This window comes from Pantoea sp. USMM079, assembly GCF_037153115.1.
Classification (GTDB): Bacteria; Pseudomonadota; Gammaproteobacteria; order Enterobacterales; family Enterobacteriaceae; genus Pantoea; species Pantoea communis.
In genome coordinates this window covers 101,402-118,223 of record NZ_JBBCKX010000006.1, presented here as the reverse complement: position 1 = coordinate 118,223, position 16,822 = coordinate 101,402, and the positions used below count along the sequence as shown (strand labels likewise).

Sequence of the window (16,822 nt, the reverse complement as noted above, 5' to 3'; positions counted from 1 at the left end):
CAAGACCAGTCTTGGGGAAATGGGGGATCGAGCTGTGCCATTATCGCCGCACCCTCACCCGGGAAAGTCGTCTGGATTGAGTCTGACAGGAGTCATAACTATAGAGCTAATTCATTAGCCCTCATCTTCAAGCTGTTTCAGGGTGTACAGGTCTCTTCCCGTGCCAGACGAAAGCGTTCCGAACCTTTCGCCTGCGACCTGTCGCCCTGCTTTTTTTGAGGTTTCTCACAGCCTGAACACCGCGAATTTCCATCCAAACCAATTCCCGCTAAAGTTAACTCATCCGACCACTTTCCGAGACTGTGTTCATGACTGAGCATTACGCCCACCTGTTTGCCCCGCTGGATCTGGGATTTACCCAACTAAAGAATCGTTTTCTGATGGGTTCCATGCACACCGGGCTGGAAGAACACACTGATGGCGCCACACGATTAGCCGCGTTTTATGCGGAACGCGCGCGGGGAGGCGTGGCACTGATTGTGACCGGCGGCATCGCACCCAACCCACAGGGCGTGGTGGCACACGGCGGCGCCATCCTCAATCAAGAGAGCCAGTGCGACTGGCATCGCACCCTCACCGATGCGGTGCATGCAGAAGGCGGCAAAATCGCGCTGCAAATTCTGCATGCCGGGCGTTACAGCTATCAACGCGATCTGGTCGCCCCTTCGGCGTTACAGGCACCGATTAACCCATTCACGCCGCGCGAACTAAGCGATGGTGAGATTCGTCAGACCATTGCGGACTTTGCCCACTGTGCCCGCTTAGCCCAGCAGGCCGGTTATGACGGCGTCGAGATCATGGGCTCCGAAGGTTATCTGATTAATCAGTTCCTGGTGGCGCACACCAACCATCGTGACGATGAATGGGGCGGCGATGTGCAGCGCCGTCGTCGCTTTGCGCTGGAAGTCACGCAGGCGGTGCGCGAAGCGGTCGGCCCGTCGTTTATCATTATCTTCCGCCTGTCGATGCTCGATCTGGTGAACAACGGCAGTTCGCTGGAAGAGACGCTGACGCTGGCAAAGGCGCTGGAGCAGCGCGGCGTCACCCTGTTCAACAGCGGTATTGGCTGGCACGAAGCGCGCGTTCCCACCATCGCCACTTGCGTACCGCGTGCCGGTTTTGCGTGGGTCACGCAGCATCTGCGTGAAGCGGTATCCGTCCCCGTTATTGCCACTAACCGTATCAACCATCCGCAGGTGGCGGAATCGCTGCTGCGCGATGGCATTGCCGATATGGTGTCGATGGCACGTCCGTTTCTTGCCGATGCGGCCTTTGTGCGCAAAGCACAAGTCGGGCAGCCGGATGCCATCAACACCTGCATCGCCTGCAATCAGGCCTGTCTCGATCAGATCTTTGTCGGCAAGGTCACTTCCTGTCTGGTTAATCCCCGCGCCTGCCACGAAACCCTGATGCCGGTGATCCCTACTGAACAGCCTAAACAGATTGCGGTGGTCGGTGCTGGCCCGGCGGGCATGGCGTTCGCGCTGCAGGCGGCCGAGCGCGGCCATCAGGTCACGCTGTATGAAGCTGACGCACAGATTGGCGGCCAGTTTAATATTGCGCGTCAGATCCCCGGTAAAGAGGAGTTTAGCGAGACGCTGCGCTACTTCCGCCATCAGCTGGAGACACAGGGCGTGGCGATTCGCACCGAGCATCGCGTGAGCGCTGATGAGCTGGAAAGTGTGGATGAAGTGGTGATCGCCACCGGTATTGCGCCGCGTCAGTTGTCGATCCCCGGCATCGACCATGCCAGCGTACTCAGCTACCTCGATGTGATTCGCGATAAAAAGCCGGTCGGCCAGCGCGTCGCCATTATCGGTGCGGGCGGTATTGGCTTTGATACTGCCGAGTTTTTGCTGCATCAAAACGCGCACGAAGATTTCTATCAGAGCTGGGGCATCGATCAGAGCTTACAGGCGCGCGGCGGGTTAGCCCGTCCGCAGCCGCTGGCAGCGGATCGGCAAATCTGGCTGTTACAGCGTAAATCCGGCAAGCCCGGCGCCGGGCTGGCGAAAACCACCGGTTGGATCCATCGCGCCAGTTTGCAGGCGCACGGCGTGCAGATGTGGGGCGACGTGGAGTATCTGAAGATTGATGATGCCGGATTGCACTTGCGCCATCAGGGCGAGCCGATCACGCTGGCGGTGGATAACGTGGTGATTTGTGCCGGGCAGGAACCGTTGCGTCAGCTGGCGGATGAGCTGGCCGCACGCGGTAAAGCGTTAAAGCTGATTGGTGGAGCCGATGTGGCGCAGGAGCTGGATGCTCGCCGCGCCATCGCACAGGCCACTGAGCTGGCGCTCAGCGTGTGATTAACGCAGTTTGACCGAACGCAGCACCACGAACTTGGCGTTAGACGCCACCAGCTCACAGTTGCCAAACAGCTTTTTCATTTTGACGTGATAACCGAGGTGGCGGTTGCCGACAATACGCAACTCGCCGCCGTACTGCAGGCAACGTTTGGCATCACGCAGCATTTGCCAGGCCAGATGATCGGTCACCGCGTGCTGCTGATGGAACGGCGGGTTGCACAGTACCGCGTGCAGACGATCCGACGGGAAGCCACTCAGCACGTTGTTGACGCGGAACTGACAGCGCGCCAGATCCTGCGGGCGGTTCACTTCCACGTTCAGCTTGCTGGACGCCACGGCCATGTAGGATTCGTCATAGAACAGCACGTCCGCCTGCGGGTTCTGTTCCAGCGCCAATAAACCAATCACGCCGTTGCCGCAGCCAAGATCGAGGATTTCCCCTTCAATATCTGACGGCAGATGCTGCATAAAGAAACGCGCACCCACGTCCAGCGATCCGCGAGAGAACACGTTAGCGTGGTTGTGAATCTGGTAAGAGGAATCGTCCAGCGGCCACACCGTGGTCTCTGACACCTCCGGCAGCTGAGGTGCACTGTATGTGCAGTAGATCAGACGAGATTTTTTCCACGCCAGCGAAGTTTTGCTCTCACCCAGGATGCGATCGAACAGCTGCTGCGTGGAGTTGTGGATGTCTTTGGCTTTGGCCGCGCCGAGAATCAGCGTGTCTGGCGTCACCACTTTACGCAGCGCGCGCAACTGGTGCTCCAGCAGAGCCAGCGCTTTCGGGATTTTAATCAGTACGACAGCAGGCGCAGCAGGTAGCGGCGCCAGGCTATCGATAAAGTGCACTTGATCTTCGTCCATCTCATTAAGACGCAGGTTCTGTTTCGCTGCCTGCTCGCTCAGCAGCGAGTCGCTGACGTGCCACACTTCACGGCCGTTCAGTCCGCAGGTCAGCGCACCAAAGCTGTCGTTGAACACCAGCACCGGTCCTTCTGGCAGTTCTTGCTGCAACAGATATTCATCGGCGGAATCCCACGCCTGTAACGGGCTTTCTTCACGCATCGGCGGGAAGCGCTGCAAGGTCAGCGTGCGATTGGTCAGTTCAAGTTGGCTCATGGAATCTCCGGCGTGGTACACTTTGCGCGATTTTCGCCCTAAAAAGGGGGCGCAGTATACTGTCTTTCGTCGGGAATCCCAATGTCATTAATCTATCTGCAGGGTTATCCTGAAAACATCCTCGAACAGGTGCAGTTGCTGATTGATAATCAGCGATTGGGCAACTTTTTGCAGGAACGCTATCCTGACACGCACAATATTGTCAGTGACCGGGCGCTGTATGATTACACCCAGGCAATGAAAAACCGTTATATGCGCAGCGCGCCGCCAGTGAGCAAAGTCATCTGGGATAACAAAATCAAGGTGATGAAACATGCGCTTGGCCTGCACACCGCCATCTCGCGTGTGCAGGGCGGCAACCTGAAAGCCAAAGCCGAGATTCGTATCTCCACCTTCTTCCGTCTGGCACCGGAACCGTTCCTGCGCATGATCGTGGTGCACGAACTGGCGCACCTGAAAGAGAAGGATCACGACAAAGCGTTTTACCAGCTTTGCTGCCATATGGAGCCGGATTACCACCAGCTGGAGTTCGATGCGCGTCTGTGGATGACGGATCAGGCGATGCGCGGTAACGCGGCTTAAAGAAACTCCTGCGCCTTCTGAATCAAACTGGTTTTGGTCAAGGCGCCCATAAAACGGCGCTCCTGCGGGTTGTTGAGAACCGGTAAACGCTCCAGCGTAACGCGGGCAAAGGCCTCCCAGCCTTCACGCATACTCTGGTTCTGATAAATGCACGGGAAGTTATCATCCATCACGCTGCTGACCGGGGAATCCAGGGTGATCTCCTGCGATAACACCTTGCGCGAGATATCATGGATCGATACTACCCCCAGAAACTGCCCCGCACTGTTGATCACATACACATAGCGTTCGCGCTTCAGTGAACTGACAGCCAGCGCCTGACCTACCGACTCTTCAGGCTGCAACGCGGCGCCGGGGATGATCAGTTGGTCAACGCGCATATTATCGAAATCAAATTTGGCCTCTGAACGGCTAAAGTGATTGCTCACCACCGGGTAGGTGCTGGCCGATTGCAGCCGATATACCACCATAGAAGCCAGCACCGAGGCGATCATGATCGGGAATAGCAGGCTGCTGTTGAGCGTCATCTCCAGCACCATCAGCATCGCCATTAACGGCGCCTGACTCACGGCCGCTAATACCGCCGCCATACCAATCGCCGCGTAAAGCAGGGTATCGCCAACCGGCAGATGAAGTGCCACGCCCATCTGCGCCAGCGCCACACCGAGCAGCGCACCAATCAGTAGCGAAGGGGTAAACAGACCGCCCACCGCGTTCGATCCCACCGACAGCGTGGTGGCCAGGGTTTTGAGCACCAGCAGGCCAATCAATCCGGCCAGCACATAGTGACCATCGATAATCTTCACGATCACTTCGTAGCCGTTGCCCAGAATATCGGTGGAGATCAGCGCCAGAAAGCCCACCGCTAAGCCACCAAGCCCCAGACGTGCTGGCAATGATTTAATACGACCAAATAGCGTTTTGCTGCGGGCAATCAACTTTATCAGCAACCAACCGGCAAAACCGGCCACCACGCCAATCAGAATGGTCATCAACAAACTGCTGATATCCATCTGGAACAAGGCTTCGGAGAGCGGATAGAGCGCACTACGAAAGCCAAGTGACCACATGGTCATCACCGCCACCGCCGAGGCGACAATCAGCGGGATCAGCCGCTGCAGCGCCGAGATACCAAAGGCAATTTCAGCGACAAAAATCGCTGAGGCCAGCGGCGCGTGGTACACCGAAGAGAGCCCGGCCGCTGCGGCCATCGCCACAATATCGCTGTTACGCATCTGCGGGAACCAGCGGCCCATCAGGCTGCCACTCAGCGCGGAGAGCTGCACCATCGGCCCCTCTTTACCAATCGAAGCACCGCTGCCGATACTGGCAATCGAGGAGAGTGCACGAAACAGCGAGGTTTTGGTCGGCACCGCATCCAGGCGCGCGTTGATCACTTCGAGATAGTCGGTTTTAACCGTTTCCTGTTTCTCAATCGCCACCGCATAGCGCAGGAAGAACCCCGCCAGCACACCGCCCGCGCCCACCAGCAGCGGCCAGAAGATCCATGGCCAGACATGCATCGCCACGGTGATTTCGCTATCGCTGTTAAACAGCAGGCGGTTAATCAGATCAATGACGCCGCGAAAGGCTAAGGTCACCAGCGACGCGACGAATCCCACGGGGATAGCAATCAGCAGTGTGGTCCAGTTCAATGCATGTTTACTTCCACTCACCCGCGCGTCCCCACTAGCTGGTTAAAAAAATGTGCCGCATCATCATATTGGAATGCGGATCGCATGATCAAATTTCGTCTGACGAACCACTCGCTGAACATGCTACTCTGCCGCTTTACTGTTGCAGGAGTACAAAGCCGTGATTCGTTTTGCCATTGTGGGAACCAACTGGATAACCCGCCAGTTTATCGACGCCGCGCATGAGACCGGCAAAATGAAGTTAAGCGGTGTCTATTCGCGCCAGCAGTCACAGGCGGATGCCTTTATCGCTGACTATCCCTGCAAACTTACCTTCACTTCCCTCGACGATTTGGCGGCCAGCCCGGAAATCGATGCGGTGTATATCGCCAGCCCGAATGCGTTACACGCTGAGCAAGCGATGTTGTTTATGTCGCACGGCAAACATGTGATTTGCGAAAAGCCGATGGCATCGAATCTGCGTGAGGCCGAGGCGATGATCGCCTGCGCGCGCCAGCATCAGGTAGTGCTGTTTGAAGCGTTTAAAACTGCCAGCCTGCCGACCTTCCTGCAACTGCAGAACACCCTGCCGCAACTTGGCAAGCTGCGTAAAGCGTTGATTAACTACTGCCAGTATTCATCACGTTACCAGCGTTATCTCGACGGCGAAAATCCCAATACCTTTAATCCGCGCTGGTCGAACGGCTCGATAATGGATATTGGCTTTTACTGCCTGGCCGCTGCCGTGACATTGTGGGGCGAACCGCAGCAGGTAAAAGCGCAGGCTTCGCTGCTGGAGAGTGGCGTCGATGCGCACGGTGTGGTGGTGCTGAGCTACGGCGATTTTGATGTCACGCTGCTGCACTCCAAGGTGAGCGATTCACTGATTCCGAGCGAAATTCAGGGCGAAGCCGGCTCACTGGTGATTGAGAAAATCTCGGAATGCCAGCAGTTGCGCTTTATCCCACGCGGTGGCGAGAGCCAGAATCTGACGCAACCGCAGCATATCAACACCATGCTGTATGAAGCCGAGGCCTTTGCCAAACGGGTTGAGCAGCGCCAGGTCGAGCATCCGGCACTGGAAGCCTCGCGCATCACAGCCAAACTGCTGACGGAAATCCGCCGCCAGACTGGCGTGGTGTTCCCTGCAGACCAGACTTAAGTGTAAATATTGCAGAATATTTCAAACTCCCCATTGAATATCTCAGCCGTTGGACGTATCTTCACCGCTGCAAAGGGGAGTAACTTGTAAGCTGATTGATCGTCATTACGATGCTAAACGCATCCGGTCGTCAGGCAACCCGGAATCTATTCTGAGTTGTAAGTGAGACCTTGCCGGAAGGCGAGGTTTGCTTGCAGCTTGATCAAAGCGGCTAACGTCTTCTGACTTAGCCGCTTTTTTATTTTCCGGACAGGATTACAACTATGCACACTGTAGGCACACCGTTACTCTGGGGCAGCTTCGCTGTTGTTGTGCTCATCATGCTGGCGATCGATCTCTTCTTACAGGGACGTCGCGGCGCACAAACCATGTCATTTAAGCAGGCCGCCGTTTGGTCGTTGGTGTGGATCTCCGTTTCCCTGCTGTTCAGCGCCGCTTTCTGGTGGTACCTCGAAGGCACCGCCGGCCGAGAAGTGGCGACCGCACAAACCCTCGCTTTCCTCACCGGCTACGTGCTGGAAAAAGCGCTGGCGGTGGATAACGTCTTCGTTTGGCTGATGCTGTTCAGCTACTTTGCTATTCCGGCAAACCTGCAACGTCGCGTGTTGGTGTATGGCGTGCTGGGCGCGATCGTATTGCGTACCATCATGATCTTCGCCGGCAGCTATCTGGTGACGCAGTTCAGCTGGATCCTCTACGTGTTCGGCGCTTTCCTGCTGTTCACCGGCCTGAAAATGGCGTTTGCCAAAGAAGGCGATGACGCGGCAGTGGGCGACAAACCGGTGGTGCGCTGGCTGCGTAAACATCTGCGCATGACGGATAATCTCGAAGGCGAGAAGTTCTTCACCCGCAAAAACGGGGTGCTGTTTGCCACCCCGCTACTGCTGGTGCTGATCATGGTGGAGCTAAGCGATGTGATTTTCGCGGTTGATAGTATTCCGGCGATCTTCGCAGTGACGACCGATCCCTTTATCGTCCTGACCTCGAACCTTTTCGCGATTCTCGGTCTGCGCGCCATGTACTTCCTGCTGGCGAACGTGGCTGAGCGCTTCTCGATGCTGAAATATGGCCTGGCGATTGTGCTGGTGTTTATCGGTATCAAGATGCTGATCGTCGAGTTCTACCATATCCCGGTGGGCATCTCATTGTCGGTGGTGGGCGTGATTCTGGGCGGTACCCTGCTGATTAACGCCTGGGTTAACCACAGAAACGACCAGAAACGCATCTCATCATAATCTTCTGCAGGGGCGGTAATCGCCCCTGCTTTGTTTCGCCAGCTGCAAATTTCACCTTTCATAGCTCTGTCACATTTCACATCGTCAGCAGATCAAAAAACCGATCTGCGCCGCACGTCCAGAATTATCTCTTCCCTCACCAGGACTTTTCCTTATACTCCGCCGGGCAAACCGTTTGGCGCGGAGCAACCGCGCACAACACTCATACCGCTATAAAAAGACCGAACTATGCTAAATAACTTTATTGGACGTCTGGGTGCGCTGTTCGCAGGAAGCCTGGTAAAACAAATCATGATTGGCCTGATTGCCGGCGTAGCGCTGGCGTGGTTCTCACGTGATGCCGCTCTGGCCGTAGGTCTGCTGGGTGAACTGTTCGTTCGCGCCCTGAAGGCGGTGGCCCCGCTGCTGGTGTTGGTTTTGGTGATTTCTTCGATTGCTAATCATCAACAAGGGCAGAAAACCAACATCCGTCCCATCATCATGCTCTATCTGTTGAGCACCTTCTTCGCCGCTGTGGTCGCGGTCACCTTGAGCCATCTGTTCCCGCAAACTCTGTCAATGAACGTGGGCGCAACCGAAATTTCACCGCCGTCTGGCATTACCGAAGTGCTGCACGGTCTGTTGATGAGCATGGTGGCTAACCCGATTGACGCGTTACTCAACGCCAACTACATCGGCATTCTGGTTTGGGCCATCGGCCTCGGTCTGGCCTTCCGCCATGCCAGCCCGAGCAGCAAGGCGTTTCTCACCGATGCTTCGCATGCCGCGACATGGGTGGTGCGCTGCGTGATTCGCTGTGCGCCGCTGGGGATTTTTGGTCTGGTGGCCTCGATTCTGGCCTCAACCGGCTTTGGCGCCCTTGAGGAGTACGCAACCCTGCTGGCGCTGTTGCTGGGATGCATGGTCATCATGGCGTTGATTGTGAATCCGATTCTGGTGTTCCAAAAGATTCGCCGTAACCCTTATCCGCTGGTGTTTACCTGCATCCGTGAAAGTGGCGTGACCGCGTTCTTTACCCGCAGCTCAGCAGCAAACATTCCGGTGAACATGGCGATCGCCAAACGCCTGAATCTTGACGAAGACACTTACTCCGTCTCCATTCCACTGGGTGCGACCATCAGCATGGCAGGCGCGTCTACCACCATCACGATACTGACGCTGGCAGCGGTGCATACCTTGGGGATTTCTGTGGATGTGCCGACGGCCATTCTGCTGAGTTTCGTGGCCTCGATTTGTGCCTGTGGCGCTTCCGGTGTGGCAGGCGGTTCGCTGCTGTTGATTCCGGTCGCCTGTAACATGTTCGGGATTCCGAATGACCTGGCGATGCAGGTGGTGGCCATCGGCTTTATCATCAGCGTATTGCAGGATTCCGCCGAGACGGCGCTGAACTCGTCGACCGATATTCTGTTTACGGCAGCGGTGTGCCAGGCGGAAGCCGAGCGCGAACCGCGCACGGTGTCTGAAGCAGAATAAATTGATTGCACAGGGCGGCATTCATGCCGCCCTTAAGATAAGCAGGTGTGATTGTTGTCAGATGCACATCGATCGCACCTGATCTTTACAGCGTGACACCACTCTTAAATATCGCTAACTCGCGGAAATCATTGGCTTCGTTACGCGCCGGTTGACCATTAGCAATCGCCACAATCATATCGACGAAATCGGCCAGCATCTCCGGCATACTCATGCCCTCAATCAAACGCCCGGCATTAAAATCAATCCAGTGCGGTTTCTTCTCTGCCAGCTGCGAGTTGGTGGCAATCTTCACGGTAGGCACGAATCCGCCATAGGGCGTGCCGCGTCCGGTGGTGAACAACACCATATGACAACCTGCGCCCGCCAGCGCGCTGGTGGCCACCGCATCGTTTCCTGGCGCGCTCAGCAGATTGAGGCCAGGTGTGACCAGACGCTCGCCATATTTCAGTACATCCACCACCTGGCTCTGCCCCGCTTTCTGCGTGCAGCCAAGGGATTTCTCCTCCAGCGTGGTGATACCGCCCGCCTTGTTACCCGGAGAAGGGTTCTCATAGATCGGCTGCTGATGGTCGATAAAGTAACGCTTGAAGTCGTTGATCATCGCCACGGTTTTATCGAAGGTGGCTTCGTCCCGGCAGCGGCTCATTAAAATGCGCTCTGCGCCAAACATTTCCGGCACTTCGGTCAGCACTGTAGTGCCGCCGTTAGCGATCATTTGATCGGAGAAGCAGCCCAGCATCGGGTTGGCGGTGATGCCAGAGAAACCGTCAGAACCGCCGCACTCCAGTCCGAACTTCAGTTCGCTGAGCTTACCCGGCTGGCGCTGATCGCCGCGCATCACATTGTACAGCGCATGTAGCTGCTCCAACCCCGCTTCGACTTCGTCGTCCTGCTTCTGACACTCCATAAAGTGCACGCGGTCACTGTCGAAGCCGCCCAGCGTTTCGCGGAACACATCCACCTGATTGTTCTCACAGCCCAGACCAATCACCAGCACCGCACCGGCATTGGGATGGCGCACCATGTTTTGCAGCATGGTGCGGGTGTTTTCATGGTCCTGACCGAGCTGAGAACAACCAAACGGATGGCTGAACAGGTGCACCCCATCGATCCCTTCTGCCTCGTTGGTCTCCTTGAGGAAGCGCGACAGAATCTGCCGGGCGATGCCGTTCACACAGCCCACCGTTGGCAGAATCCACAGCTCATTACGAATACCGACTTCACCACTGGCGCGGCGGTAAATCTGCACCTCGCGATCGCCGGCCTGAGCGGGGATATCGAGAAACTCCGGCTGGTAGTCGTACTCATCCACATCGCTCAGATTAGTGCGTGCGTTGCTGGAGTGAATGATTTCGCCAATGGCGATCGGGCGCGTGGCATGGGCAATCGGCAAGCCGTATTTGATCACCAGCGCATCCGTTGCCAGCGGCGTCAGCGCAAACTTGTGGCCCCGACCAACCTCTTGCTGCAAGGTAATAAACTGGCGATCAATTTCGACTTTGGCTTCGGCAGGTAAATCGCGCAGCGCTACCGCCACGTTGTCGCGCGAATGGATTCTTATCGCATCTTGCATAGCGTTATCTCAGTTGTACCAGCGCTGTCCGCATCCCGTGGACAACGATGTTTTGCAGGTGTTGGCTGACTGCGGCCACTAATCCGGGCCGCTGAGTGAGATCTTCGCCCCAGTGTGAGCGGTTGCAGAGTACCGCCTGCACCAACTGTTCAGGGGTCAATGTGTCCTGGTTTACCGCTGGCCACAGTTCTGCGAACTGCTGCAACCAGTGGTCGTCGTCTTGCAAAGGCCACTGCTGGTCGCCCTGCTTGCCGCGATAAAACGCCAGTAGCGCGGCAAAGGCGAAGGTCAGGCGCGGTGGCCATTGGCCGGTTTGCTGCTGAGACAACAACAGCTGCGGCAGCAAACGGGTACGGAATTTGGTCATGCCGTTGAGCGCAATGGAGAGCAGCGCATGTCGGATAAACGGATTGCGGAAGCGACGCTGTACTGCATCGGCAAAGGCGTGCAGTTCATCGCGCGGCAGATCCAGCGTCGGAATCACTTCCTCACGCAGCAGCGCATCAACATAGTTCGCAATGTCGGCGTCATCCATCGCTGCACCGACGCTCTCCAGTCCGGCCTGAAACGCCACCGGCACCATCGCAGTGTGCGCACCGTTGAGGATCGCCACCTTCTGCGCTTTGTAGGGCGTGATGTCATCGACAAACTTCACTTCCGGCGCCAGCGCGGCGAGCTTCAGTTCCTGCGCCAGCGCATCGGGCCCCTGAATCACAAACTGGTAATAGACTTCGCCCGCCACCAGATAGCGATCCTCGTAACCCAACTGTGCAGCGATGTCGGTACCATCGGCTGGATAGCCAGTAACGATGCGATCCACCAGCGTGTTATAGAACGCACAATGATCCAGCACCCAGCGGGCAAATTCCGGCGGCAGCTGCCAGTGCTTGATATAGCGCAGCACCAAATCACGCAGTGCATCGCCGTTATGGTCGATTAACTCACACGGCACGATCAGCCAGCCTTTCTCTGCCGCACCAGCAAAGTGGCGGAAGCGCGTCCACAGCAGTTGTGTCAACTTGCCGGGGAAGGAAGAGGCAGGCGCATCCTCCAGCTGATCCTGCTCGGCAAAAGCAATGCCTGCTTCGGTGGTATTGGAAAACACAAAGCGCATCTGCGGTGCACGGGCCAGTGCGAGGAAATCCTCAAACTGCTGATAGGGCTGGATCTCGCGATTGAGGCTGCGGATCAGGCGGGTTTCACTCACCTGCTCGCCCTGCGCGTTCAATCCACGGATCAGCGTGGTGTACAAACCGTCCTGCTGATTCAGTGAGTCTTCCACCACGCGGTTACGCGGCCGCACCACCACCACGCCCGCATCGGTGCCCTGATGCTCATTGAGCCAGTCGAGCTGCCAGTCAATAAACGCCCGCAGGAAGTTGCCTTCCCCAAACTGGATCACGCGCTCGCTATAGCTTGCGCCGGGGAAATCGTGACGGTTTAGCCGCTGCATCATCAGACTCCCAACTCAATGCCGAAGTAATCGCGCGCGTTGTTAAAGCAGATGTTTTGCACCATTTGTCCCAGCAGTGCTTCGTCGGCTGGCGCTTCACCGCGCTCAACCCAGTTGCCGATCATCTGGCACAGCAGGCGGCGGAAATACTCGTGGCGGGTATAGGAGAGGAAACTACGGCTGTCGGTGAGCATACCGACGAAGCGACTCAATAGGCCGATTTGCGCCAGCTGCGTCATCTGACGATGCATGCCATCAAGCTGATCGTTAAACCACCATGCGGAACCAAACTGCATCTTGCCGGGTTCACCTTCGCCCTGGAAATTGCCCGCCATGGTCGCCAGCACTTCGTTGTCGCGCGGGTTAACGCAATAAAGGATGGTTTTCGGCAGTGCATTGTTGCGGTTCTGCGCATCCAGTAAACGGCCCAGCGGGATCGCCATCGGCGCGTCATTGATGGAGTCAAAGCCTACATCCGGGCCGAGAATATCGAACTGCCGACGATTAGCATTACGCAGCGCGCCAATGTGATATTGCTGCGCCCAGCCGCGACGCGCATATTCGCTGCCAAGCCACACCAGCACCGCTGTTTTGAACTGCGCCACTTCTTCTTGCGTCGGTGCAGCACCTTGCAGGCGACGCGCCAGGATACTATCCAGCGTGCTTTCATCGGCCTCGGCAAACAGCACTACGTCCAGCGCATGGTCGGAGATTTTGCAGCCGTGTGCGGCAAAATGATCGATACGCAGGCTCAACGCGCGGCGCAGATCATCAAAACGTTGCACGCTGACATCGGCGACCTGTTCCAGGCGCTGAATCCACGGCAGGAAGGTATCCAGCTCAATGTTGAAGGCTTTATCCGGACGCCAGCTTGGCAGCACTTTAACGCTAAAGCTGGCATCGTCCGCCAGCGTGCGATGGTGCTGCAGATCGTCAAGCGGATCGTCAGTGGTACCGACCATTTTCACCTTCATCTGCTGCATGATGCCGCGTGCGCTAAAGGCATCCTGCGCCAGCAGCTCATTGCACTGCTGCCAGATGCGATCCGCGCTCTGCTCATTCAGCAATACATCGGTAATGCCAAACGGACGGCGTAGCTCAAGGTGCGTCCAGTGATACAGCGGATTGCCGATAGTGTGCGGCACCGTGCGTGCCCAGGCGTTGAATTTCTCGCGATCGCTGGCGTCGCCGGTGCACAGCGCTTCGGGTACGCCATTAGCACGCATCGCACGCCATTTGTAATGATCGCCTTTCAGCCAGATGTCATAGAGATTGGTGAAACGGTAATTTTCGGCAATCTGCTGCGGCGGTAAATGGCAGTGATAGTCGAAAATCGGCTGGTCTTTGGCGTAGTCATGGTACAGACGACGGGCGAACTCGCTATCGAGTAGAAAATCCTCACTCATAAAACGCGACATACCTGCTTCCTCATGTTTGGGGCCAATTGGCTTCTGATTCAAAGTTATCATACCAATTTTGACGATCGGCAAAATTGTTTGCGATAGACCTCACAATAATGACAGTTTCCCTGTGGGTATATGGACAAAATAGTCAGCCACATTGCACTAACTTGCTGTTATAACGCCTGTTTAGCGGATCACACAGCACATGCAGGGTTTTTGTGATGGCATTCAACTTTTAAAGTTGTATAACAAGTTAATCTCTCGCCTCGTTGATGCCGAACCTCATGGCACATCTCATAACAACAAGGCGGCAGGTCTGATTCGTCATCGCCGCCAGCGGGAGTGCTCAAGTGCTCCCCTACCTTTAATGGCAAGTGTTACGACAGACTGGAAGAGGTTAATGATGCGTAAGATCAAAGGGCTACGCTGGTACATGATTGGGCTGGTGACAGTGGGCACCATACTCGGTTACCTGACGCGTAATACCATTGCCGTGGCCGCGCCGACGCTGGAAACGCAGCTGGGTATTACCACCCAACAGTATTCCTATATCGTCGCCGCCTATTCGGCGTGCTACACCGTGATGCAACCTGTGGCAGGTTATGTGCTGGATTTGCTGGGCACCAAAATTGGCTACGCGGTGTTTGCCATCCTCTGGGCGATCTTCTGTGCCGCCACCGCCATGGCCGGCAGTTGGGGCGGTTTTGCGCTGGCACGTGGCGCGGTGGGCGCGGCCGAAGCGGCGATGATTCCTGCAGGCCTGAAAGCAAGTAGCGAATGGTTCCCGGCCAAAGAGCGTTCCGTCGCGGTAGGCTACTTCAACGTTGGTTCATCGATTGGTGCGATGCTGGCGCCACCGCTGGTGGTATGGGCGATTCTGGCGCACAGCTGGCAGCTGGCCTTTATCATTACTGGCGTGCTGAGCATGGCGTGGGCGTTGTGCTGGTTAATATTTTATAAACATCCTAAACAGCAAACCAAGCTCGGCGATGAAGAGCGTCACTACATTATTTCCGGTCAGGAAGTACAGCATCAGACCGGCAATAACAGCAAAATGTCAGCCCGTCAGATTCTGCGTAATCGTCAGTTCTGGGGTATTGCCCTGCCACGTTTCCTCGCGGAACCGGCATGGGGCACCTTTAACGCGTGGATCCCGCTGTTTATGTTTAAGGTCTACGGCTTCAACCTGAAAGAGATCGCCATGTTCGCCTGGATGCCGATGCTGTTTGCCGACCTCGGCTGTATCGTCGGTGGATACCTGCCACCGCTGTTCCAGCGCTGGTTTGGCGTGAACCTGATTGTGTCGCGCAAACTGGTGGTGACCATGGGCGCGGTGCTGATGATTGCACCGGGCACCATTGGTTTATTTACCAGCCCTTACGTGGCGATTGGTTTGCTGTGCGTCGGTGGCTTCGCCCATCAGGCACTGTCCGGTGCATTGATCACCCTCTCCTCGGATGTATTTGGCCGTAATGAAGTGGCCACGGCAAATGGCCTGACCGGCATGGCCGCGTGGACTGCCAGCACCCTGTTTGCGCTGGTGGTGGGTGCATTGGCTGATACGCTGGGCTTCAGTCCGCTGTTTGCCGCGCTGGCAGTATTTGACCTGCTCGGTGCCTGTGTAATCTGGACCGTGCTGAAAAATCAGCCGGTATCTGAGCTGGACGTTCAGCACGTGGCACAACCGGCAACAGCTCGCACTTAATCTCCACGCTTTGGGCTGGCGCACGTCAGCCCATTTCCTCCACCCGGTCAAAGTGGTATAACAACTCATCCTTCCCTGCCACAGCGAACCGCGCAATGGATCTGAACGAATCCCGTCGTCTTTACCAACAACTCGCCAGTGAACTCAAACGTCGTATCGAGGCGGATGATTATCGCGTGGGCGATAAGCTGCCTGCTGAACGCCTGATCGCTGAAGAGATGGAAGTCAGCCGCACTGTGGTTCGCGAAGCCATCATTATGCTGGAAGTGGAAGGGTATGTTGAAGTACGTAAAGGCTCAGGCATCCACGTCATCAGCAATCAACAGCAAAACCGTGAGGCCACCCCCAGCCAACTGGAATTTGCCAGCTTCGGACCGTTTGAGCTGTTACAGGCGCGCCAGCTTATAGAAAGCAACGTGGCCGAGTTTGCCGCCACCCAGGTCACACGCCAGGACATCATGGCGTTGATGGCGATTCAGGAAAAAGCCCGCCAGGAAGACCATTCTCGTGATTCAGAATGGGATATGCATTTCCACGTCCGCATCGCTCAATCCACGCAAAATAGCGCGCTCGCCGCGATTGTCGAGAAGATGTGGTTGCATCGCCTGCACAACCCTTATTGGCTCAAACTGCACGAACATATTGATGCGCGCAACATCACCAGCTGGTGCGACGATCATGACCAGATTCTGAAAGCACTTATGCGCAAAGATCCCGCCGCCAGTAAGCTGGCAATGTGGCAGCACCTGGAAAATACTAAACAGATGCTGTTTAACGCCACCGCCGACGATTTTGAATTTAATGTCGACCGTTACATGTTTGCGGAAAATCCCGTCATCCTGCCGGAAGGTAATGACAATTCTTATTGATTCTGCTGCATTTCCAGGCGAATAAGTCAGTTAATCTGCAATAGTGTCAGCTCATGTAAAGCTCCTTTTGAGCATCTGCGTCAAAAGGTAAAACTCCTGTGCGAGCGCCACTTTACACTGTCTGACCTGCGTGATTTTTGTTACAGTTATCGCCCTTTTCTTACCCTTTGCGACAGGGCTTTAAAAAGTCGCTGATTTAACAATCAATTCTGGATGGATCCGGAAATCCCGCAACGGCTGCATACCAAAAATGTATAACCAAGCCAGCCTGCGCCTCAGCCCCTTACGGGCACGTTTAA

At 56.1% G+C, this 16,822-nt stretch carries 12 protein-coding genes; 7 read left to right on the top strand and 5 right to left on the bottom strand.

Translation table 11 applies throughout. The annotated features are described in order from the left end of the window. Positions 1–308 precede the first annotated feature (308 nt). The gene (locus tag WFP70_RS11460) at positions 309–2,312 is read left to right on the top strand and encodes an NADPH-dependent 2,4-dienoyl-CoA reductase (RefSeq protein WP_337023416.1); all 2,004 of its coding nucleotides are present in this window, start codon (positions 309–311) and stop codon (positions 2,310–2,312) included. On the opposite strand, the gene rlmG is transcribed toward WFP70_RS11460, so the two are convergent. Next, complete coding sequence (gene rlmG / locus WFP70_RS11455) at positions 2,313–3,431, bottom strand: 23S rRNA (guanine(1835)-N(2))-methyltransferase RlmG (RefSeq protein ID WP_038644545.1); 1,119 nt, start codon at positions 3,429–3,431, stop codon at positions 2,313–2,315. Positions 3,432–3,512: 81 nt separating this feature from the next. Between rlmG and WFP70_RS11450 the strand changes: the two genes are divergently transcribed. Continuing rightward, the gene (locus WFP70_RS11450) at positions 3,513–4,013 is read left to right on the top strand and encodes a M48 family metallopeptidase (RefSeq protein ID WP_337023417.1); all 501 of its coding nucleotides are present in this window, start codon (positions 3,513–3,515) and stop codon (positions 4,011–4,013) included. Here the strand turns inward: WFP70_RS11450 and WFP70_RS11445 are convergent. Further along, positions 4,010–5,689, bottom strand: coding sequence for a chloride channel protein (locus tag WFP70_RS11445; protein WP_160868607.1), 1,680 nt, complete (start codon positions 5,687–5,689; stop codon positions 4,010–4,012). The genes WFP70_RS11450 and WFP70_RS11445 overlap by 4 nt on opposite strands. A gap of 139 nt (positions 5,690–5,828) precedes the next feature. Here WFP70_RS11445 and WFP70_RS11440 point away from each other — a divergent pair, with 139 nt between their 5' ends. From WFP70_RS11440 to sstT, 3 genes are all read left to right on the top strand, one after another. Continuing rightward, positions 5,829–6,809, top strand: a complete 981-nt coding sequence (locus WFP70_RS11440; RefSeq protein ID WP_337023418.1) for a Gfo/Idh/MocA family protein — start codon at positions 5,829–5,831, stop codon at positions 6,807–6,809. 263 nt (positions 6,810–7,072) lie between these two features. Further along, complete coding sequence (locus WFP70_RS11435) at positions 7,073–8,044, top strand: TerC family protein (protein ID WP_182056892.1); 972 nt, start codon at positions 7,073–7,075, stop codon at positions 8,042–8,044. 228 nt (positions 8,045–8,272) lie between these two features. Further along, entirely contained in the window at positions 8,273–9,517 is a 1,245-nt protein-coding gene (sstT, locus tag WFP70_RS11430; protein WP_337023419.1) for a serine/threonine transporter SstT, read from the top strand. 85 nt (positions 9,518–9,602) lie between these two features. On the opposite strand, the gene WFP70_RS11425 is transcribed toward sstT, so the two are convergent. The 3 genes from WFP70_RS11425 to uxaC are packed head-to-tail and all read right to left on the bottom strand — an operon-like array spanning position 9,603 to position 13,964. After that, positions 9,603–11,093 (bottom strand): UxaA family hydrolase, encoded by a 1,491-nt coding sequence (locus tag WFP70_RS11425; RefSeq protein WP_337023420.1) that lies wholly within the window; start codon positions 11,091–11,093, stop codon positions 9,603–9,605. Between the two features lie 4 nt (positions 11,094–11,097). After that, a complete protein-coding gene (locus WFP70_RS11420) occupies positions 11,098–12,546 on the bottom strand; it encodes a tagaturonate reductase (protein WP_337023454.1) in 1,449 nt (482 codons plus the stop codon). Positions 12,547–12,548: 2 nt separating this feature from the next. Then, positions 12,549–13,964 carry a glucuronate isomerase gene (uxaC, locus tag WFP70_RS11415; RefSeq protein WP_337023421.1) on the bottom strand — a complete coding sequence of 472 codons (1,416 nt, stop codon included), beginning with the start codon at positions 13,962–13,964 and terminating at the stop codon, positions 12,549–12,551. A gap of 388 nt (positions 13,965–14,352) precedes the next feature. On the opposite strand from uxaC, the gene WFP70_RS11410 reads away from it, so the two are divergent. After that, the gene (locus WFP70_RS11410) at positions 14,353–15,654 is read left to right on the top strand and encodes an MFS transporter (RefSeq protein WP_337023455.1); all 1,302 of its coding nucleotides are present in this window, start codon (positions 14,353–14,355) and stop codon (positions 15,652–15,654) included. Positions 15,655–15,749: 95 nt separating this feature from the next. Then, complete coding sequence (exuR, locus tag WFP70_RS11405) at positions 15,750–16,523, top strand: transcriptional regulator ExuR (protein ID WP_166933407.1); 774 nt, start codon at positions 15,750–15,752, stop codon at positions 16,521–16,523. Positions 16,524–16,822: the final 299 nt, after the last annotated feature.